This is a genomic window from Vibrio sp. 10N.239.311.G01 (assembly GCF_041465805.1).
Lineage (GTDB): Bacteria > Pseudomonadota > Gammaproteobacteria > Enterobacterales > Vibrionaceae > Vibrio > Vibrio crassostreae_C.
This window is the reverse complement of sequence record NZ_JBFSRM010000010.1, coordinates 75,442-95,854: the sequence shown is the minus strand read 5'-3', so window position 1 is coordinate 95,854 and position 20,413 is coordinate 75,442. Positions and strand designations below refer to the sequence as shown.

The following is a 20,413-nucleotide window of genomic DNA, read 5'->3' as shown; positions in this document are numbered from 1 at the left end:
CGTCGAGGATTAACCAATGACAAACGACATTGGCACAGTGATAATGCTTGGGAAGATGACAAACAGTGTGAGCAGAGCCATGTACGCAGCGATGAATGGCAATACACCTTTCACAGCCGTTGACATAGGAACTCTAGCTACACCACACACTACGTTCAGTACGGTGCCTACAGGAGGCGTAATCAGACCAATTGAACAGTTAATAACGAACAAGAGTCCGAAGTACGTTGGGTCAATCCCAGCCATCTTGATGACAGGCATTAATAGAGGTACAAGAATCAGAATTGTTGGGCTCAAGTCCATAACCATGCCAACACACAGCACAAGCAACATAATCACTGCCATGAGTAGACGAGGGCTATCCACTAGTGGACCTAACATTTCTGCGAGTTGTTGAGGAAGTTGAGCAACAGTAATTAGCCAAGCTGCAACCATTGCACAACCTACTAAGAACATTACCATTGCGGTCGAACGACCTGCGTTCAGTACGATGTGATAGAACTTCTTAATGGTGAGTTCTTTGTACACAAACGTAGAGATAAAGATTGCGTATGCCGCCGCAACGACTGCCGCTTCTGTTGGGGTGAAAATACCAAAGCGAATACCAACAATGATGATGACTGGCAGCATCAATGCCCAAACACCATCTTTCAGTGCTGCGCGCTTTTCTGCTTTTGTCGCTTTTTCTGAGGTCGCTAGATTTTCTCTACGAACCGTCCAACGCCAAACAAACATCAATGTCATACCCATCAACAGGCCTGGAACAATGCCGCCTAGGAATAGGTTTTTAATTGAGATACCGCCAGCAACACCAACCAAAATCAAAGGTATTGAAGGTGGGATAACAGGTGCGATGATACCGCCGGATGCCAATAGACCCATTGAAGGTGCTTCTGGGTATTTCGCTGCTTTCATCATTGGGTAAAGAATACTTACCAAGGCTGCGGCATCTGCTACAGCGGAACCTGAAAGGCCAGCAAGTAATACCGACGTCATGATTGCGACGTAACCTAAACCACCTTGACGATGCCCAACGTAAGTGGTCGCTAAGCGGACAATACGCTGTGACAAACCACCCGATGCCATTACTTCTCCTGCAATAAGGAAGAATGGGATGGCAAGCAAAGTAAAGCTGTCGACACCATTAATTAAAGACTGCGCAAGAATGTCTGCACTAAAGAAGTCCATATGAAGCATCAACGCCATTGAAGACAACAACAGTGCAAATGCGACAGGAAGACCAAGTAAGATTGAGACAATCAATACCGATAAGAAAATGGCTAACGTCATTATTCTTTCTCCTCTTCTAAGCTATCTAGCTGCCAGTCTGGTTTGAAGATTCGTACAAAGGCAATCACACCCATTAACGCGCCTGATACCACGCCAGCTAAGTAAAATAATGCTGAAGGAAGCCCTGTTAGTTGAGAAATATCTGACCAGTTGGACATCATTTGACGGTATGAACCAACGTAAAGCATGCCAACTGATATCAATACAATTACCCAACAAATTCGTCTTAGTACGGGTACTGCTTTAGGGAATAGTCGTTCAGAGAATTCCGAAACCGCGAGGTGCTCACCTCGGCGCAGCACAACGGCTGCACCAAGCATGACAATCCATACAAGACCAAGGCGAGATAGTTCTACAGAGGGACGAAGACCAGAAGAAAAGCCGTAGCGTAAAACTACGTTTGTAAATACGAGAATAATCATACAAGTCAGAATGACCGCCATGATGACATCGATACTTTTCCAAATACTCTTAAATACACTTTGCATAAAGCTTTCCCTACCTTTGGCAAATTACAGAGATGTAATCTGTTCCCAAATTCCATCATTGATTTCAATGCCGCCAGCTGCTTCGTGTTTCTTGATGAAGTTTTCAATTTCAGAACCAGCAATCATCACTGAGCCAGTTTCTGCAGGCTCTGATTCAAGTACGTAGTCACGAATGCGCTTCATCTCTTGTGCGTAAGTGCTTTGGTCCATTGTCTTGCTTAGGTCGATAGCGATAAGGAATTGAGATACACCAAACTCACCACCCATATCTTCAGTTAGTGCGGGTACTGAGTGGCCGCCAGTGATGGCAGTTAGCATCATGTCTAGCACGATTGCCATTGATGAACCTTTCCAAAAGCCCATTGGAAGTAGACGTTTATTTTCCCAAAGTACATGTGGGTCTTTGGTTAGTTCGCCGTTATCATCGAAGCCGCCGACGACAGGCAGTTCTTTGTCAGCAAGGACGAAATTTTGAAGTTGGCCGTAAGAGAATTGAGTCATTGAGCAATCAACAACAACAGGTGGATCGCCAGCTACTGCCATGATTAGAGGGTTTGAACCGACACGGTGATCTTTACCACCCCATGCTGGCATTACTGCTATTGAGTTTGTCGATGCAATCCCTGCGAAACCTTCACGAGCCATTTTTAATACGTAAGCTCCGCCACGCATCCAGTGGTTCGAATTACGCATACCGACCATGCCGATACCGTAGTCACGTGCTAATTCCATTGCACGTTCTGCACAGATAAGACCATTAAGAACGCCAGGTCCGTAGTTACAATCCCATTGCTCTAGTGCTCCCATGCTGTTAACACATTCTGGCTCGGCATTTAATTTGATTTGACCTTTATCTACTTGGTCAATGAATACCGGAAAACGGTTGATGCCATGTGAGTAAGTGCCTTCGTTTGCCATTTCAACAAAACCTGCAGCAAGCTTGCTTGCCATCTCTGGTTTCATGTCTCTAGCCAAAAGGATTCGTTCATATTCTTGTTGTAGTTTCTCTGTAGATACTAAAGGCATCAGTGCTCTCCGATAAGTTAAATTCCATAATGCGGAATCAATTATTGTTGTTATTCCGAAAATATTCTGTGAGCAAAGTTGCGAAATATTTCCTTATTAAGTTTTTCTCTGATAACTGTTAACTGGTTAAAAAGTGAAACAAAAAGATTTCATGATTCCGTAATGCGAAACAAAAAGCGTGTTCAGGATCTGGTTTCTAAGACTAAATCTAATGAAATTCGATAAGTTCGGCGGAATAAACTTGTCAAATTATGGAATTCGAGCAAACAGTAACTTTACTGAATATAAAATAGTGGCGTTGAAATCTGAGCGAAGGGTCAAATTTAGAGAGGGAAATCCGTACAGTTGAGCAGTCTTCTATATAGTGGTTTTGTTGTTTTGGAATTATTTCTTGGTCGATATTCGTTAAGCATTGGAGCTTACTTCTATGAAAATTGTTATTGCACCAGACTCGTTTAAAGAATCTTTATCGGCTGTATCGGTGGCGGCGTGTATTGAAAAGGGCTTTCGTGAAATCTTCCCTGACGCTGACTATGTGATCTTACCTTTGGCCGATGGCGGTGAAGGTACGGTAGATGTATTACTGCAAGGCTTAGCAGGGCAAAAGCGAACACATCAAGTCGAAGGGCCGTTAGGGCAACAAGTTAATGCTGAATGGGCGATGCTTGAGTCATCCAATAGCAACCCGAACAAAACGGCACTGGTTGAAATTGCTGCTGCATCGGGTTTGGACTTGTTGAAACCAGAGCAGCGTGATCCATTGATTGCTTCTTCATTCGGAACGGGGCAATTGATTTTGGAGGCGATAGAGCAGGGCGCTCAAACGATTATTCTTGGATTGGGTGGCAGTGCAACTAATGATGGCGGTGCAGGTATTGTTCAAGCATTAGGTGGACGCTTGTTAGTTAGTAAAGGGCAAGATGGCAAAGGGCAAGATAGTACTGGACAAGAGCTTGGCCGAGGTGGTGCTGCACTTGCAGAATTAGCATCAATAGATCTTACAGGTTTGGATTCGCGCTATGCAGATGTCGAGTTGATTGTGGCATGCGATGTTGATAATCCATTGTGTGGCGATAACGGTGCCAGCCATGTATTTGGTCCGCAAAAAGGAGCGACACCTGAACAAGTCTTAATGCTTGATAAGGCGCTTGCGAATTTTGCTCAAGTCGCAGAAACGCAAGGTTGTGTAGACGGCGGTGAATCCGTTCAAAAGCGTATGGGTTATGGTGCGGCTGGTGGCTCGCCGATGGGACTTGGTTTGCTATTCAACATGCAAATTAAACCCGGTATCGAGATGGTACTGGACGTTTTGCAAGCCGATGATGTGTTGAAAGGTGCCGACCTTGTGATTACCGGTGAAGGGCAGATGGACAATCAAACTCTGCAAGGAAAAACACCTTATGGCATTGCCAAACGTGCGAGCTTACAGGGCATTCCAACCATAGGAATTGCCGGATCTTTAGGCACCGAAGTAGAAGCGCTTTACGGCGAAATGAGCAGCTTGTTTGGAACTGTAAGATCGCCACAAACTTTAGAAAAAGTATTACAAGAGGCGGAGCTTAACTTAACAAGAACGGCAAGAAATATCGCAGCGACTTTACGGTTAGGTCACAAAATATCTCAAAAATAGTGGCTTCTACGAGGTAGGCTGCGCCTAGCTTTGGTTTTCTTCGTGTTGTAAGTTCATGATTATTATATTGTAAATATTATTGTCAATATTGAATGATTATGATTTAGATCATTAATTTGATAGGTTTTATCCATGATAACGATAAATACAAACGATTATATTTTACTTTAGCCCAGGCGTATTCTATATCCTTAATTACTGCGTGGTTTTGTGTGATGAATAGCCACCATTCAGAAGTAAAGATGCAACAAAGATGGTGCATCTAAAAGGTAATAAGGAATAGATGATGAGTAAAAAATTAACTACAGCTGCGGGTTGTCCTGTTGCTCATAACCAGAATGTTCAAACGGCGGGCAAACGTGGTCCACAACTTCTTCAAGACGTTTGGTTTTTGGAGAAATTGGCCCATTTTGATCGTGAAGTGATTCCAGAGCGTCGTATGCACGCGAAAGGCTCAGGTGCTTACGGCACATTTACCGTTACACACGACATCACAAAATACACCAAGGCAAAATTGTTCTCTGAAATAGGTAAAAAAACCGACTTGTTTGCACGTTTCACAACAGTTGCGGGTGAGCGCGGTGCTGCCGATGCTGAACGTGATATTCGTGGCTTTGCATTGAAGTTTTATACTGAAGAAGGCAACTGGGATATGGTGGGCAACAACACGCCAGTATTCTTCCTTCGTGATCCTCTTAAGTTCCCTGACTTAAACCACGCGGTGAAACGTGACCCACGCACCAACATGCGTAGCGCGAAAAACAACTGGGATTTCTGGACTTCTTTGCCGGAAGCTCTGCACCAAATTACTATCGTAATGAGTGACCGTGGTATCCCTGCGACTTATCGTCACATGCACGGCTTTGGTAGCCACACGTTCAGCTTCATCAACGCTGATAACGAACGTTTCTGGGTGAAATTCCACTTCAAATCTCAGCAAGGTATTAAGAACCTTTCTGATGCAGAAGCGGCACAAGTGATCGGTGATGATCGCGAAAGCCACCAACGTGATTTGCTAGACAGCATCGATAACCAAGATTTCCCGAAATGGACGTTGAAAGTACAAGTGATGCCAGAAGCGGATGCAGCGAAGGTTCCATACAACCCGTTCGATTTGACTAAGATCTGGCCTCATGCAGATTACCCGTTGATCGAAGTGGGCGAATTTGAGCTAAATCGTAACCCGCAAAACTTCTTCGCAGAAGTAGAGCAGTCAGCATTCAACCCAGCGAACGTAGTTCCAGGTATCAGCTTCTCGCCAGACAAGATGCTGCAAGGTCGTCTGTTTGCTTACGGTGATGCACAACGTTACCGTTTGGGTGTAAACCATCAGCACATTCCAGTGAATGCGCCTCGTTGCCCAGTACACAGCTACCACCGTGATGGCGCGATGCGTGTCGATGGTAACTTCGGTGGCACATTAGGTTATGAGCCAAACAACGAAGGTCAATGGGCTGAGCAACCAGACTTTGCAGAGCCAGCATTGAACTTGGATGGTGCTGCAGCGCACTGGGATCACCGCGAAGATGAAGATTACTTCTCACAACCGGGAGACCTATTCCGTCTGATGACACCAGAAAAACAAGCGATTCTGTTTGATAACACAGCTCGTAACCTAGGCGGCGTGCCTAAAGAGATTCAACTGCGTCACCTAAGACACTGTTACAAAGCCGACCCTGCATACGGCGAAGGCATTGGTAAACTGCTTGAAATCGATGTAAGCGAGTTTAATTCGTAATCGATAATGTAATTGGTTAATCAATAGGCCGTTGAATGATGCACTCACGGCCTTTTTTGATCCTATGGCTTAATAAGCTATTGAATCTTAGTTGATATTTAATGATAGCTTTTGCCTATTAAGTTAATAAACTCAGCCCATTATCTTTGTAAGAGTGATCGAATTATTCTACGACCATCAGTTTATAAAGTAGAAGAGTTTGAGATGAATAAGAGCGCATTAATCGTTGAAGGTGGAGCAATGAGAGGCATTTTTGCTGCCGGAGTTTTAGACGCCTTTATGCAAGACGATTTCCGTCCTTATGACTTTGCCATCGGCGTATCTGCAGGTGTGTCGAATCTGGTTGGCTACTTATCTCATGCACCAAAACGCAGTTATGATGTGATCACCACGATGGCGACGGATAAGACCTTCTTTAACCCTGCTCGCTTTGCCAAGGGCGGTAACTTAGTGGACGTTAAGTGGTTATGGAACGAATCCAATCAACGTTATCCGCTGGACTGTGGCGAGCTATTTTCAAGTATCCCACTCATTGCTGCTGTCACAAATGTCGATACGGGCAGTGCAGACTACTACCATATTAAGCCAGAAAACCTTTCTAATGTTGTTGAAGCAACAACGGCTTTACCTATCGCTTACCGTGAAACTCCGTGTTTCTCTGGTGGCTGTTATACCGATGGCGGTGTAGCCGATTCGATTCCGGTTCGTGAAGCATATCGCCGTGGCGCACGCGATATTACCGTGATTCTGTCTCACCCATTGAGCTACCGAATGAAGCCTCAAAAGCACCAATGGATGTTGAAGAAACTATTAAAGAAATTCCCAAATATTGCTGAATCGATGGCGGTGCGTGCTGAAAACTACAACCAGTCTCTGGAGTTCATTCGTAACCCACCCAAAGATGCGACTATTAAAGTGATAGCGCCACCTGAAGCCTTCGCGGTTAAGCGTTTAACTATGGATCAAAGTACTCTTAATACAGGTTACGAGATGGGCGTCAAAGCCGGTGAAGAGCACCTTGCTATTAGAAAAGGCGTTTATGGTTTAGACACTGAAGATTGTCATTTCTGCGTCTAGGAACGGTTTTAGAATACTGAATAAACGACGAAGCCACGCTGTTCACTTCAGAATAGCGTGGCTTTGTATCTGTAGACCTAGTTTGTTTTTAACTCAGCCTGCTGTTAACTCAATCTGTTATTAAACGAGTTCGTTGCCGCTGGTGTTGCCAGCAAAGAAAGCATCAACACTGGTGAGTGTTGTGTTCGCGATATTGAACAGAGCATCTTTGGTTAAAAAAGCTTGGTGACCTGTGAACAGCACGTTGTGACAAGCAGATAGACGGCGGAACACATCATCGACAATCACGTCATTTGATTTGTCTTGGAAGAACAGCTCTTTCTCGTTGTCATACACATCAAGACCAAGTGCGCCAATCTTACTCTGTTTAAGCGCTTCGATAGCAGCTGTGGAATCCAGTAGTTCACCACGGCTGGTGTTGACAATCATCACGCCGTCTTTCATCTTCTCAAACGCAGTCGCATCTAATAGGTGGTAGTTCTCTTTACTCATTGGGCAGTGTAGAGAAATCACATCAGACTCTTGGTAAAGTTCGTCGAGTTTAACGTATTTAGCGCCTAACTCAACAGCTAACGGGTTTGGATATGGGTCGTAGCATAGGATATTCATGCCTAAACCTTTCAGAATTCGCATCGTCGCCAGGCCAATCTTACCCGAGCCAATCACACCGACCGTTTTACCGTGGAAGTTAAAGCCTACCAAGCCTTCAAGAGAGAAGTTCGCATCACGAGTACGTTGGTATGCCTTGTGTAGTTTACGGTTCAAACACATCATCATGCCGACTGTGTGTTCTGCTACTGATTCTGGTGAGTAAGCCGGAACGCGAACCACTTGCAGCCCAAACTCTTTGGCTGCGTCTAGGTCTACTTTATCAAAGCCCGCACAGCGCATCGCGATCAGCTTGGTGCCGCCTTGAGCAAGAATCTCTAACACGTCTCGCGATAGGTCGTCGTTTACAAACGCACAAACCACTTCGTTGTCGTACGCCATTTTTGCTGTTGTTGTGGTGAGTCGAAAATCGTGAAAATGAAACTCAGCGTTGAGTTCGCCTTTTGCCAGTTCGAATGATTTTTCGTCGTATGATTTTGAGCTAAAAAAAGCAATGTTGAGCATGGCTTCCTCTCTTACCTAAAATATAAATAACCCACTAATTCATTCTCTGAAACGGGATTAAAACTAATAACTCTATTCAGTGTGCTAGAGTTTTTTTCTCTTGTCTATCACCATTAGTCATTGTAATTGCTATGGTTATTTGATCTTTTGTCTTCACTTATTGAACATTAAAAATCACATTACGAGGTTGCTTGCTTATAAGTTCATCAATATTGAATGAATATTACTTTCGGGTGTGGAACGTTGAATTTTCCAGTGTGACGGAATACGTAAATGACTCATATAAAACCTCTTCTCTAACTGTTCTTTGAAAGTTGTGCTTCTGTCTAACGAGTGGCGGTTGTTATTTACCAGTAGTTCTCACTGCTGAATTGACCGGGTTTTCTGCGTAAGTGCTTTTCGAAACCTAAGCTAGTTAGCGCTTCGCTTGTGTCACGAACCATTTGCGGATTGCCGCAAAGGTAGAAAAAACTGCGGGTTTGATTGAAAGCGACAGACGCGGCTTGCTCGAGGTCGCCTCCAAGTAACAAATTTGGGATTCGTCCGCGCAAAGTTCCGGTAACTGATTCTCTAGAAATAATTGGCACATATTTAAGTCTCCCTTGAAAGTGATTAACGAGTTGAGTGATACGATCTCGATAAGTCAGGTCTTGCTCTGTTCTTACAGCATGCACTAGAACCAGATTCTTGAATGAAGAGGCTTTGTCTGAAGCCAACTCATTTTGCTGTATCTGCATGCTCTCAAGTATTGAGATAAATGGGCCTACCGCGGTTCCGGTTGAAAGCATCCATAGATCGTCGGCGATCTCTGGGATCTCATCTAATGTCATAAAGCCACTTGGGTCTTTCCCGACAAAGATGTCATCACCAGCTTGCAATTCGTGAAGTTGAGGCGAGAGCTGACCGTTCTGATCCTTAATAATCAAAAACTCTAGATGCTGATGTCCTTGCTCATGCTCTGGTGCATTCACCATAGAATAAGCGCGTCTCACAAACTCACCTTCGTTATTGAGCAAGCCAAGCTTAGTAAACTGACCTGCCTGATAAGAAGAGACAGGTGCACTAACCTGGAGTGAGAACAATTGATCTGTCCATTCTGTTTTGTTTAGGACTTTGCCTGTAACTAAACCATGAGGAATATCTGTCATATCATCCACCTTTAAGAAGAGAAGTTATCTCATTAAGGATACTCAACTATCTTACTTTTTGGAGTTGCATGTACCATGCCAATAATGAGAATGCTTATCAGTACTAATTCTTTAGTGGGATATAGGTTTGATTGAGTCAGAAAGACTAGATTATTTTGGTGTCCAAAAGACTCTATTGTGTTTTTTTTGTTTCTATTAGCGTTCTGAGAGTTAAGTGAGCCATGTCCGAGATCTGTTGAGTGGTTCGACCCTTAGGATATTCCACCAATAACTAAAGAGAATAATTTGTAGATGCGTATAATGGCGGCTTTCGATCTCAATATAGCCGTGTTTTATGCTTGATAATCTTCGTATGGCCTTGAACGTGTTGTTCGTGACCATCAATACTGCAATGACTGCGTTTACCGTAAGCTTCTTTGGCCTCATTAAACTAATTCTTCCAATCCCTGTTGTGCAGAAGTCATGTACTCGTCTCGCTAACTTCACATTCTGGTGTTGGGCTTCTCTTAATTTATGGATGTTGAACGCCAATAACGATATCGAATGGCAAGTGGAAGGGGGGGAAGATATTTCGACCAAGCAGTGGTATTTGATGATGTCTAACCACCTAAGCTGGGCAGATATTGTGATTTTGTCTTCAATCCTAAAAGACAAAATGCCGATGACGAAGTACTTCTTGAAACATGAATTGTTGTACGTACCATTTGTTGGCTTGGCCTGCTGGGGCTTAGATATGCCATTCATGAGACGCCACTCTCGTGAGTTCCTATTACGCAACCCAGAACGCCGTAATGATGATTTTAATGCAATCAATAAAGCGTGTACTAAGTTCAAATTAGCACCGACAACATTGGTTAATTTTGTTGAAGGGACTCGTGCAAACCACGAGAAACTGGCGTCAGCAAAGACCCCTTATCGCCACTTATTGAAGCCGAAAACCGGGGGCGTGGCGTTTGCTTTATCTGCAATGGGCCCAATCTTAGATGGCATCGTGGATGTGACGCTAGCTTACCCTGAAAACCAAACCTCTCCGTTTGAAGATATGCTGAAGGGCAAAATGACGAAGGTCGTTGTGCGTATTAAATTGCATCCAATGGATGAGAACGTGAATGGTAATTACTTTGAAGACAAGGCATTTAAACGTCGCTTCCACAATTGGTTGAACAACACGTGGAAAGAGAAAGACGCCTACCTTGATACGGTCTATGGGGTTGAGAAGCCTTCTGAGGTAGAGACAGTTGATGAGGCTGATAAGCTTTATAAGAAACAAGAACAGTAAGCTGAAACTGAATCGATATTATTAAGAAAGCCGATAGCTCATTGAACTATCGGCTTTTTTATTAATTTGACTTTCTTAATATTCAAACCATTAAGTTAGTACTTACTATGGCTTAACCGCCTGGTAAGCATCAATAATATGCTTTACTTGGCTAGGTTTACCTTGTTTCTCCTGGCCTTGGTGGATACGCAAGTAGTGCTGCAGTGTTTTGGCTTTGTACTGCTGAGATACTTTAATCTGCTCATCGCTGTTTGGAGTCCAGATCTTGTCACCGACGTTTGAAATCTCGCTTGCTGTTGAAGTATTTTCTCTTTCGCCTCGGTTATTACTGACCAATAAAATTTCGTAGTAGCGGCGATTCTCTTCAATCAACACTTCATCAATAAGACCAAATTTGAGCGATTGTAAGTGGCTTCTCAACTCGAATTGCTGATGCACAGGGCACAGCAAGAAATCGATCGCTTTGTCTGGGTGTTGGCGATGAATATCATCTACGAGCTTTTGAGTAAGATCGCCACCGACGCCCGCAATAATCACCAGGTGTTTGCCAGTATGTTTCTCAAGCGGGATAGCGGCGACATCCATGCAGTAGACTTGCCATTGGCTGGTAACCGTTTGTTGCTCTGAATTATCTTGGGGAAAGTAACGCGTTAGCTTGCCTTCCAGTTCATTCATCAGAGACGGGACAATATCGACAAAGTGAATGTGAGGCGCTTTGTTATCCGCCAACAGTTGGACACCCAAGAAACCGTGATCACAACAACAGTCCCAAATATGTTGGTAGTCATTGCTGACAAGGGAATGGAGAGTTTGCAGTCGGTTACTTAGCTTCATAAGGCTCGTGTCGTTAGAAATGAGGTATTGTCTTGTTGAACGCGCATTGTAATGACTTTCCATAAAAACAAAAGCACCTAGGGTATGAATCCTAGGTGCTTTGTTGTTATCGGTATCATACCAAACGGTGCGATATGAGTGCGTTAGCTATTGCCTATGATGCTTTAGCAACTGCCCTGATGTGGCCTTCCACTCGGTTCTTACCAAGTTGTTGCGCGATAAGTTTCGCTTGTTCCGCCAGCGCTAAAGCTGAGTCTGTTTCACCCTCTATTTGCGAGTATCCCACGCTAACCCCTAGCGATAAGGTGATATCTGGAGTGACGATGGTTTTCTCCGCGATTGCGACTCTGCACTGGTCTAGCTGGAATTTGGCATCTTTCACATCATTGGCTTTGAATAATACTGCGAACTCCTTTCCTCCAACACGAGCCAAGCAAAGTCCCTTTGGCTTGGGGAAGTAACTGCGTATCGATTCTGCAGTCAGCTTGATCATCTTGTCGCCCACCGCTTCACCGTAGGCTCGGTTTACGTGGTCGAAGTTATCGATATCAAGCAGAGCGACATAGGTATCGGGCTCGCTCACGTAGTTTTCGATGGCGATGCTGAAACTGCTCTTATTGTCTAACTGCGTCATCAGATCTTTGCTGCTCAATTGATGTTGAAGCAGTAAGTTAGACAAAGAGACTTCAGTGTAATCACGGATCATTCGTAGAATACTCTGGCTGATCGGTAAGTTTACGTTTACGTACAACACTGCGATCAACTGCTGACGAGAGTGCAAAGGAATACAGTAATGACGTTGGTGTATTTTGAGTTTACACGCCAGTGGATCGGCGTACTTACCACTTCGGTAAGCCATAGTGTCCGGTGTAAATCGCTCTGCAAGGGCTTTGTCACAATGTACCGTGGATTTGTTTCCGTGATAGTCGATGGTACTGAATGCGTGGTTCTCAAGCTGATAGAGACAGAATTGAATGCCTTTTTGGTAGGTGAAACTATCCAGTATGGATTTTAACTCTCGCTTAAAGCTTACAAGGTCATCGACTTTATTCAGTTGTGACAAGGACACGTTCAAACGATAAGCCAGATAGTTGGCACCAATCCACAATAGCAGGAGTGAGCCCAGTACTAAGCCCGTCAACGTAAATTGATGTGAGCTGGTTAAGATGTCATGGCGGTCAGTGCCCGCAATGAACACCCAATTTAAGCTGTTGTCTGCGTCAAATACCGATATTTTGAAGTTATCTTGATAGTAATATTCGTGCTTACCAACGGTTTCACCTTGTGAGAGTTGGTGGCTGATCCCTGCATGGAAGCTGATGGATTTAGAACCGATACGCTGTGGATCCGGGTGGAATACCAGTCGCTCTGTTGCTCTGTCTACAACAAATACATAGCCATTATTAAGCGTTTTTAAATCTCTTAAACCTTGCGTGGTATGCATTAAATCAAACTCAATCCATATTTCTTCGTTGAGCTTTTCTGCAGTGTGTTTAACGGCGAAAACCCATCGTCCATCGGCTTTTTGGTAAACGGAAGAGATGTAAAAATCTTCTACAACACCGTCTATTGAATGCCATTGTATTACGGCGATTTGTTCGCTCGAAAGTGGAAGGCCTCGAATGGAAATATAATTTTGAGATTGCGGTTTGTATCGAACGATATCTGAGAAATTGGGTGTTCTTTTTAGGATATTATCACTGATTTCGCGAAATTTTTTGTCATCAAAGCTGGATGCCTTAGGTAAGCCTAAACTGGTCTCAAGAAAGTAAAGCTTGCCGAAAACGGCTTCGATATTTGAGCGAATAGTGGAACTAGCGATACGAATATTTGATGATGATTGGTTAGTTGCTGTAGTTTCAACTTTCTCTAGTTGAGCGATAGCTAAATAAAGCATTCCTCCGGTTAGTAAGAGTATGTATGGTTTGAAAAGCCGAATAAGTGTTTTAGGTAAAGCCATGATATCCAAGACGTTATAGATTCATTTTTATAGTACGGCAATACTAAACAGTTTCATCCATCACATCAATGCAAATGATTCCATATAAAAGAATGATTTATGTGGTATTCAGCTAATAAAAAAACCAGCTATAAATATAACTGGCTTTTATGGTTTTTTGGCGTTTTATTAAGCTAGCTTAGCTTTTACTTCAATCAAATCAGTGTTATCTGGCGAGTAGTGCAAAATTGCCATCGAAGTCGGCGATAGCAGCATTTCACCTTCTGCATGACCTGGTTTTACATTTCGTAAGTTGGTATCACAAATGGTGACCCAGTTTTGGTCGCGATCAGTCGGTAACGAGAATCGAGCGGGTGCGTTGGTTTGGTTTATCAAATAAATCAATTCGTCACCGTCTTTGCCAATACCTAAGTGCAGCGCAACAGAGCTTAAACGATTCCAATCATCATGCTCCATGAGTGTGCCATCGACACGGCTCCAGAAGATGCGGTTCGAGTTGCGTTTTTCTCCGCTGAACGCCTTAATAAAAGGCACCATATATTGTTGACGTGCAGAGATCATTTCAGCTAACCAAGTCTTGAAATAAGTTTTTCGCTCAGAATCTTCCCAGTTAATCCAGCTAGTTACACTATCTTGACAGTAAGCGTTGTTGTTGCCTTTTTGAGTGTGAGATAACACATCAGCTGTCAGAATATGTGGAATGCCAAAGGCAAACAACAGACTCGCCATGAAGTTACGTTTCTGTTTTTCGCGTGTGGCGACAACCAATAGGTTTTCGGTTTCCCCTTCAACACCGTAGTTATCAGAGCGGTTATCACCGTGTCCATCTCGGTTGTTCTCGCCGTTATCTTCATTGTGCTTGTGTTTGTAAGAGACAAGATCTTGCATTGTGAAGCCGTCGTGATACGTGATGTAGTTTACGGTTAGTCTGTATGGCCAGTGTGCTGCGCTGTAGATATCGCGAGATCCCATTAAGCGCGTCGCAAACTCTTTTAGATAGCCTTGATCACCGCGCCAGAAGCTACGTGTGATATCACGCAGTTTGTCGTTACATTCATTCCAGCCTAGTGGAAAGTTACCTACTTGATAACCGTTAGGGCCAATATCCCACGGTTCTGCAATCAACTTAGTTTCTTTAAGTACAGGGTCTTGAGCTACGGCTTTAAAGAAAGCAGCCTCAGGGTTGTAGTTGTCACCTTCGCGCCCCAGTGTCGCTGCCAAGTCAAAACGGAAGCCGTCGACTTGGAATTCGCTTACCCAGTAACGAAGCGTATCCATGACTAGGTTGAGTGCTGGCTGGTGGGTAAGGTCGACGGTGTTTCCACAGCCAGTGAAGTTCGCGTAATGGCAGCCATGTTTAATGTAGTAGCGGCTATCGAGTGCTTTTAGGTTGAAGGTGGTTCCGCCTTCGCCACCTTCTGCTGTGTGGTTGTACACCACGTCTAGAATGACTTCGATGCCATTGCGGTGCAGTTCGCGAATCGCAGTCTTTAACTCGTTTACGGCATCTTTCTCTGCGTAGCGAGGGTCAGGCACCATAAACAAGTATGGGTTGTAACCCCAATAGTTCACTTTACCCATGTCTAATAGGTGTGGTTCATGCATGCATGCGGCAATGGGCAAAAGCTGTAGAGAGTTGATATTTTGCTGTTTGTAGAACGCAAGCATTTCAGGGCTCACTAACCCTAAGTAGCGTCCTTTAGTATTGGCAGCCACTTCTGGGTGCAGTTGAGATAGACCTTTTACATGCGTTTCAAAAAGAACGGTATCTTCGCGGCTAATGCGTGGCTTTTCTACATCTTGCCAATCGAAGGTGTCATCAACAACGACACATTTCGCCATAGCAAAGCTTTTTTCATTGGTATATGGCGTGACGTAATCGAGCGGTTCGCTTATTGCTTTGGCATACGGGTCTGAAAGCAGGATAGGGCCATTGTCCGTTTCGGCAATGAAGCCGTATTTTTGCCCCGCTTTAATACCATCAATAAAGACATATCTGATATCAGCGTATTCATTTTCCAATTTATAAGTGGTGAATTCGTCGTTCTCGTCAAAAAGAGCGAGTGAAAGAGATTTACAGTCAGGAGAATAAATAGAGAAGTTGCAGCCAGTGTTACCTAGCGTTGCGCCTAGCGGATAAGGGCGAGCGAGCGTTCTAGTCATTGCTTGATTTCTTGTTCGTTTATCGACATCAGTGAACTATAAGTAAAAAGCTTTGTCACAATAAGGTCAAGCAACTTCACAGATTAATTACGGTAAAAAAATAATTCATCGATGAAGTTCAAATTATATATTTGAGCTAGATCTCACTTATGTTGAATAATTAGATCTGTGTGCTGTCTACTCCTCCTATATTAAGTGATCTACCTCTTTAAAACACCATTCTGTATATTTTCTACTCCCTTCTCATCCCCCTTAATTTAGTTCAGGGCGGAGGAAGTCAAACTTGTCATCCCCTCTTAATATTGACCCCGTTGAAACGAATCAGGGGAAACCCTAAACCTCTCTATCTTACGACTACCATTACTGCCTTTGGTTGCCGCAAGAGAGCAAAAATATAAAAACCTAAAATAAATCGTCCTTAATGGAGTTGAGAATGAAAAAAGTAAGTTTGATTGCTGCTGCAGTGGCAACTACATTAGCTGCTGGCTCTGCGTTCGCTACCGAAGATAAAGTTCAACAGGGTTGGCAAGTGAATGGGTATGGTCACCTTTTATATAATGTGGGTGAATCTCTTGATACTAGTGAAACATGGGCTCATAGACGAGACTATCGTGCGGCGGGTGCTGCATTCTCTGGAAACCCAAACCAAGTTGAGTTTACGGTAAGTCGTGGGGATAACTATGACAACGGGTCATGGTCTAAGTATGTTTTAAAGACTGAATATGGTAACCACGAAGGAAGTGGCGGTAGAGGTTTCTATACATCTTCTGGTGGTAACGAAGGCCATCTTCAAACAGGCCAATTGGAATTTAAAGAAGCTTATGTAGAGTTAGGTGATCTTTCTTTCTTTAAAGAAGGTACGAGTATTTGGGCTGGTCAACGTTACCTTAATCGACAAGCTGGTATCATTACTAAAGAGTTTTGGAAGCAATCATCAGGTTTAGGTGGTGGTATTCAATACAATAATATGGGGTTAGCTATTGTTTCTGCAGACGCCGGCGATGGTTCTTGCTACAAAGACGGTAGCGGTACTTACAATTGTAAAGGTGATAATTTAGATGACGAAGGTCGTAGTAAAACAATGACCTCTGTTGACCTTTACTTTTATGGTGTAGAAGCGCTTGGTGGTAAATTTGATTTTGACGCTAAATATATGATGCGTGAAAATGTGGATACTACTAGCAGTACCGCTGCTGAAGATGGTGTTGGTTTATCTGTAACATACTCAAGAGATTATTACGGTTTTGATGGTTGGTCACTGACAGCCCTTACTTACGGTAAAGGACTTGCGGGAACTAAAGGTGTTAACTTTGGTTCTTGGAACGGAGGTTGGGATGAAAGTGACGAATCTATATTCTTAACCTCTTATGGTGTATTGAATATTACTGAAAATCTTCAACTTGGTTCTGAAGTTGTCTATTGGTCTCTTGATAACTCAGATGATCGCCAAGTTTGGGGACAAGATGATGTACAACGCTTATTTATTGGTGTAACACCATCGTACAAAATAAATGAAAACTTTAGATTAGAAGCCGTACTGACTTATGCTAACGAAATGTTAGCAGATGGCTCAAGTTGGGGACGTGAAAAGGATGATACTTCATTCATAGCTGCGACTTTAGCTCCTGTTTTTACAGTCAATGCTGATTATTTTGGTCGTCCACAAATTAAACCTTACATCACTTACATGACTTCTTCTGATGATAATTATGATTGGTCTAAGAGCGCGAAAGGTGATGAAACAAGAGTTGGTATTGAAGCAGAGATTTGGTTCTAATTTGACAGAATCCTAATATTTGATTTTAAAAGGCAATCTCAATGGTTGCCTTTATTGCTATCTGAAGGAAATTGAAGTGAAAAATAGTCTATTACTCGTATCGAGCATCGGTTTATTTGGTTGTGCTTCTACTAGCATAGAGGCTCCAAGTATTGCCCCAATTAATGACATGGTTTGTTGTGCTTCAGAGCTAGAGTATCCTTGGGTGCGACTGGATCGGACACAGTCTTTAGACTTTATTATCGATAAGTCTTCCCCTGTTGGATTATTTGTGTCAGGTAAAAGCTACTTTTCTGCTTTTGCCTTTAATGAGCAATCCAAAAATGTAGACCTTTTAATTCGAAGTAATATGCTAGATGGGCATGTGGTAATACCAAGGGTTGATCTACTAAATAGCCAATTTGAGTTGGTTGAAACTATTGAACCAGAAGATTTCAATATTCTATTCTCGGATGCTTTTGCTAGAAATAGATTTGAATTTAAAGCTAAAATTAACGCTATTGAAACACCATATTTTGTGATTTATGCTGACTCTGAATCGTTCGGAAATAAAGTCGTAGTGCCCCACCCTGCAATACTCCGAGCTCAAGAGAGTGGGGAACCTATGCCAATTGCAACAAATCCAACATATACCTCTTCAAATTCTGGACAATTTTCGCTCGAAGTTCAAACGAAGACCCTACAAGGGTACTCAAAAAAATCAGCCCTTTTAGCTAAGGTTGCAAATTCACCTAAAAATAACTTAGATGATGAAGTATTAAGTCAAGAGCAGAAAAATTTTTATCTCAATAGTATTGAAAGTGCGGTTAGTGTTGGGATGATTGATAAAGCGTTAGTGTTATTAGATGAAGCAAAAGCACTAGGTATTGAAGGCGCACAAGAAGTATTTGTAAAAGCCGTTAATAAAAAGTAGCAATAGACCCCTAACACCCGAAGCAATTATAGATTTTGGCTAACTTCGGGTGTTTCCCTTCTTCTTTTATTCAGTTTTTAGTACCCAAACCAAAGATGCGAGCGGTTTTAATTCGATATTAAAATTGCCGATGCTATTTTCAACGGTGAATACTTGTTGGTGAACGCCTTCAATATATTCATTGAGTATGTAACGACCATCAACTAATTTGAGTTTTTGGATTACATCACTTGGAATCTTTAAGTGAATATTTTCAGTGGTATGTTGGCTGAAATTAGCTGCAACAATGGTTAGCTCTTGGTGGTCAGAGCGCAGAAATGCGTAGACTGAATCACTTAAGTTACAGCACTGGTGTAAGTCTTGGTAATCACCTGTCATCGACGAGTGCTCTAGCGAAAAGTTCATTACCTTTTGATAGAAGTGACGCAGTTGCTTTTCGTTATTGTTTAGTAACTCACCATCGAACGCACCATTATTCATCCACTTTTGGTGTTGTGGGACGCCAATGTAGTCAAATATGGAAGTTCGTGAGGGCTGTCCAAAGCCTACATTCTCCGCACCGGGTTCTCCGACTTCTTGCCCAAAGTAGATCATGGTTGGAGAGCTGCTCAATAGAGCGCTAACTAGCATCGCAGGCTTTGCGATATGTGGATTGCCTACAAACTCTGGTGAGGCGATTCGTTGCTCGTCATGGTTATCCAAAAAATGCAGCATATGATGTTCAATGTCGTGCATTTGATGTTGGATTTCAGGGATGATTGCCGTTGAAGCCTTGCCTTGCATGATGGCTTTGAGGCCGTCGTACAGATCTACCTTGTCATAGAGGTAGTCCATCTTGCCTAAGTGGATATAGTCGCGATATAAGTCCGGTTGGTACACCTCAGCCATTAAAAAGGCATCTTGGTTTTTCATCTTTATAGATGAATTAAGGTAGCTCCAAAATTCGACTGGAACCATCTCAGCCATATCGTAGCGAAACCCATCAACACCTTTATTCAACCAAAACAAGGCGATATCTCGGAATTTAGCCCAAGAGTTAGGCACATAAACAGATTCCCAGAAACGGAAATGATCCATGTAATTGCGTTGAGCATAGTCACTCGGTAGTTCAGGGAAGTCTTTTGAACCGTCTGGTCGCATGCCATAATTGATTTTCACCGTTTCATACCAATCATCGAAACTAGGCTTGGCTAAACGTGAGCCGTTACCTGTCCATTTGGCGGGCGTCTCTATAAACGGGGAGTTTAGGTTGGGATGCTGTTCACCACCTAGCGGCGTAAAGGCGGGCTCTATGTCTGGCAATTCAAAGGTGCTGTTGGGAATGTAGTAGAAGTTATTGTCTTTGTGGTATTCCAGCGTTGTGTCATCTTGAGCGCCGAAGTCACTGACACCTTCTGGGTTGTTTAAGCCTTTATAATGACGCGCAACGTGATTCGGTACGATATCGATAATCACTTTTAAACCATTGTCGTGACTTCTTTTGATTAGTGCCTCGAACTCCTCTAGTCGGCATTCAGGGTTGTCTGCGAGATCTGGGTTTACGGAATAGTAGTCTTTGACGGCATATGGTGATCCTGCACGGCCTTTTACCACGCTCGGGTGATCGTCTGAAATCCCGATGTGTTTGTAATCATTGATGATGGCGTGATGTGGCACTCCGGTATACCAAATATGAGTCATACCGAGTTTGCGGATTTCAGACAGCGCTTTGTCGGTAAAATCACTGAACTTACCGACGCCATTTTGCTCGATTGTGCCCCATGGAACATGTTGGGTGTTTTTATTGCCAAATAAACGCGTAAAAACTTGGTAGATGGCGTACTTTTGGTTGTACATATTTATAATTCCTTTAACTTCCATCATGTTATGTAGGGATGAAAGGGCTTGTTTATTCTTTGCAGGCTAACCGAATTACAATATGCCTTGCTCATCCTTATCAAAATCTACAGGGCGTAATTGCTACAGTATGTGAGCTGT

General features: G+C 43.1%; 15 protein-coding genes and 1 pseudogene. 6 read left to right on the top strand and 10 right to left on the bottom strand.

Annotated elements, in window-relative coordinates; genetic code table 11:
- Positions 1-9: 9 nt before the first annotated feature.
- The 3 genes from AB6D06_RS10295 to yiaK are packed head-to-tail and all read right to left on the bottom strand — an operon-like array spanning position 10 to position 2,804.
- Positions 10-1,290, bottom strand: a complete 1,281-nt coding sequence (locus AB6D06_RS10295; protein ID WP_372100602.1) for a TRAP transporter large permease subunit — start codon at positions 1,288-1,290, stop codon at positions 10-12.
- Positions 1,290-1,778 (bottom strand): TRAP transporter small permease, encoded by a 489-nt coding sequence (locus AB6D06_RS10290; RefSeq protein WP_017058864.1) that lies wholly within the window; start codon positions 1,776-1,778, stop codon positions 1,290-1,292. The genes AB6D06_RS10295 and AB6D06_RS10290 overlap by 1 nt, the downstream gene beginning before the upstream one ends.
- Before the next feature lie 24 nt (positions 1,779-1,802).
- Positions 1,803-2,804 (bottom strand): 3-dehydro-L-gulonate 2-dehydrogenase, encoded by a 1,002-nt coding sequence (yiaK, locus tag AB6D06_RS10285; protein WP_017058863.1) that lies wholly within the window; start codon positions 2,802-2,804, stop codon positions 1,803-1,805.
- 427 nt (positions 2,805-3,231) lie between these two features.
- Here yiaK and AB6D06_RS10280 point away from each other — a divergent pair, with 427 nt between their 5' ends.
- The 3 genes from AB6D06_RS10280 to AB6D06_RS10270 all read left to right on the top strand — a co-directional run bounded on the left by AB6D06_RS10280 (position 3,232) and on the right by AB6D06_RS10270 (position 7,249).
- Positions 3,232-4,434, top strand: coding sequence for a glycerate kinase (locus AB6D06_RS10280; protein ID WP_372100600.1), 1,203 nt, complete (start codon positions 3,232-3,234; stop codon positions 4,432-4,434).
- A gap of 286 nt (positions 4,435-4,720) precedes the next feature.
- The gene (locus AB6D06_RS10275; RefSeq protein ID WP_372100599.1) at positions 4,721-6,172 is read left to right on the top strand and encodes a catalase; all 1,452 of its coding nucleotides are present in this window, start codon (positions 4,721-4,723) and stop codon (positions 6,170-6,172) included.
- Between the two features lie 204 nt (positions 6,173-6,376).
- On the top strand, positions 6,377-7,249 hold the full coding sequence (locus tag AB6D06_RS10270; protein WP_065583767.1) for a patatin family protein: 873 nt from the start codon (positions 6,377-6,379) through the stop codon (positions 7,247-7,249).
- A gap of 120 nt (positions 7,250-7,369) precedes the next feature.
- Here the strand turns inward: AB6D06_RS10270 and AB6D06_RS10265 are convergent, their stop codons facing one another.
- From AB6D06_RS10265 to AB6D06_RS10255, 3 genes and pseudogenes are all read right to left on the bottom strand, one after another.
- Positions 7,370-8,362, bottom strand: a complete 993-nt coding sequence (locus AB6D06_RS10265) for a 2-hydroxyacid dehydrogenase (RefSeq protein WP_372057839.1) — start codon at positions 8,360-8,362, stop codon at positions 7,370-7,372.
- A gap of 201 nt (positions 8,363-8,563) precedes the next feature.
- Positions 8,564-8,644 (bottom strand): annotated as a pseudogene (locus AB6D06_RS10260) (cytoplasmic protein); the annotation flags it as partial.
- A 65-nt stretch (positions 8,645-8,709) separates the two neighbouring features.
- On the bottom strand, positions 8,710-9,510 hold the full coding sequence (locus AB6D06_RS10255; protein ID WP_017063994.1) for a ferredoxin--NADP reductase: 801 nt from the start codon (positions 9,508-9,510) through the stop codon (positions 8,710-8,712).
- A 334-nt stretch (positions 9,511-9,844) separates the two neighbouring features.
- Here AB6D06_RS10255 and AB6D06_RS10250 point away from each other — a divergent pair, with 334 nt between their 5' ends.
- The gene (locus AB6D06_RS10250; RefSeq protein WP_372100597.1) at positions 9,845-10,789 is read left to right on the top strand and encodes an acyltransferase; all 945 of its coding nucleotides are present in this window, start codon (positions 9,845-9,847) and stop codon (positions 10,787-10,789) included.
- Between the two features lie 105 nt (positions 10,790-10,894).
- On the opposite strand, the gene AB6D06_RS10245 is transcribed toward AB6D06_RS10250, so the two are convergent.
- From AB6D06_RS10245 to glgX, 3 genes are all read right to left on the bottom strand, one after another.
- Positions 10,895-11,623: a tRNA (adenine(22)-N(1))-methyltransferase TrmK gene (locus AB6D06_RS10245; RefSeq protein WP_372100595.1), complete on the bottom strand. Its 729-nt coding sequence runs from the start codon at positions 11,621-11,623 to the stop codon at positions 10,895-10,897.
- A gap of 154 nt (positions 11,624-11,777) precedes the next feature.
- Positions 11,778-13,520: a diguanylate cyclase gene (locus AB6D06_RS10240; RefSeq protein ID WP_372100594.1), complete on the bottom strand. Its 1,743-nt coding sequence runs from the start codon at positions 13,518-13,520 to the stop codon at positions 11,778-11,780.
- 231 nt (positions 13,521-13,751) lie between these two features.
- Positions 13,752-15,746, bottom strand: coding sequence for a glycogen debranching protein GlgX (gene glgX, locus AB6D06_RS10235; RefSeq protein ID WP_102332380.1), 1,995 nt, complete (start codon positions 15,744-15,746; stop codon positions 13,752-13,754).
- Positions 15,747-16,179: 433 nt separating this feature from the next.
- Here glgX and AB6D06_RS10230 point away from each other — a divergent pair, with 433 nt between their 5' ends.
- Positions 16,180-17,523 (top strand): carbohydrate porin, encoded by a 1,344-nt coding sequence (locus tag AB6D06_RS10230; RefSeq protein ID WP_372100593.1) that lies wholly within the window; start codon positions 16,180-16,182, stop codon positions 17,521-17,523.
- Between the two features lie 76 nt (positions 17,524-17,599).
- The gene (locus AB6D06_RS10225) at positions 17,600-18,436 is read left to right on the top strand and encodes a MalM family protein (RefSeq protein ID WP_372100591.1); all 837 of its coding nucleotides are present in this window, start codon (positions 17,600-17,602) and stop codon (positions 18,434-18,436) included.
- A 66-nt stretch (positions 18,437-18,502) separates the two neighbouring features.
- Here AB6D06_RS10225 and AB6D06_RS10220 read toward each other — a convergent pair whose 3' ends face one another.
- Entirely contained in the window at positions 18,503-20,272 is a 1,770-nt protein-coding gene (locus tag AB6D06_RS10220) for an alpha-amylase family glycosyl hydrolase (protein ID WP_372110173.1), read from the bottom strand.
- Between the last annotated feature and the right edge of the window lie 141 nt (positions 20,273-20,413).

Bases quoted from the DNA above. Each gene is read 5' to 3' on its own strand.
- AB6D06_RS10295 (WP_372100602.1), bottom strand. From the start codon at position 1,290: ATGACGTTAGCCATTTTCTTATCGGTATTGATTGTCTCAATCTTACTT.
- AB6D06_RS10290 (WP_017058864.1), bottom strand. From the start codon at position 1,778: ATGCAAAGTGTATTTAAGAGTATTTGGAAAAGTATCGATGTCATCATG.
- yiaK (WP_017058863.1), bottom strand. From the start codon at position 2,804: ATGCCTTTAGTATCTACAGAGAAACTACAACAAGAATATGAACGAATC.
- AB6D06_RS10280 (WP_372100600.1), top strand. From the start codon at position 3,232: ATGAAAATTGTTATTGCACCAGACTCGTTTAAAGAATCTTTATCGGCT.
- AB6D06_RS10275 (WP_372100599.1), top strand. From the start codon at position 4,721: ATGAGTAAAAAATTAACTACAGCTGCGGGTTGTCCTGTTGCTCATAAC.
- AB6D06_RS10270 (WP_065583767.1), top strand. From the start codon at position 6,377: ATGAATAAGAGCGCATTAATCGTTGAAGGTGGAGCAATGAGAGGCATT.
- AB6D06_RS10265 (WP_372057839.1), bottom strand. From the start codon at position 8,362: ATGCTCAACATTGCTTTTTTTAGCTCAAAATCATACGACGAAAAATCA.
- AB6D06_RS10255 (WP_017063994.1), bottom strand. From the start codon at position 9,510: ATGACAGATATTCCTCATGGTTTAGTTACAGGCAAAGTCCTAAACAAA.
- AB6D06_RS10250 (WP_372100597.1), top strand. From the start codon at position 9,845: ATGCTTGATAATCTTCGTATGGCCTTGAACGTGTTGTTCGTGACCATC.
- AB6D06_RS10245 (WP_372100595.1), bottom strand. From the start codon at position 11,623: ATGAAGCTAAGTAACCGACTGCAAACTCTCCATTCCCTTGTCAGCAAT.
- AB6D06_RS10240 (WP_372100594.1), bottom strand. From the start codon at position 13,520: ATGCTTTATTTAGCTATCGCTCAACTAGAGAAAGTTGAAACTACAGCA.
- glgX (WP_102332380.1), bottom strand. From the start codon at position 15,746: ATGACTAGAACGCTCGCTCGCCCTTATCCGCTAGGCGCAACGCTAGGT.
- AB6D06_RS10230 (WP_372100593.1), top strand. From the start codon at position 16,180: ATGAAAAAAGTAAGTTTGATTGCTGCTGCAGTGGCAACTACATTAGCT.
- AB6D06_RS10220 (WP_372110173.1), bottom strand. From the start codon at position 20,272: ATGTACAACCAAAAGTACGCCATCTACCAAGTTTTTACGCGTTTATTT.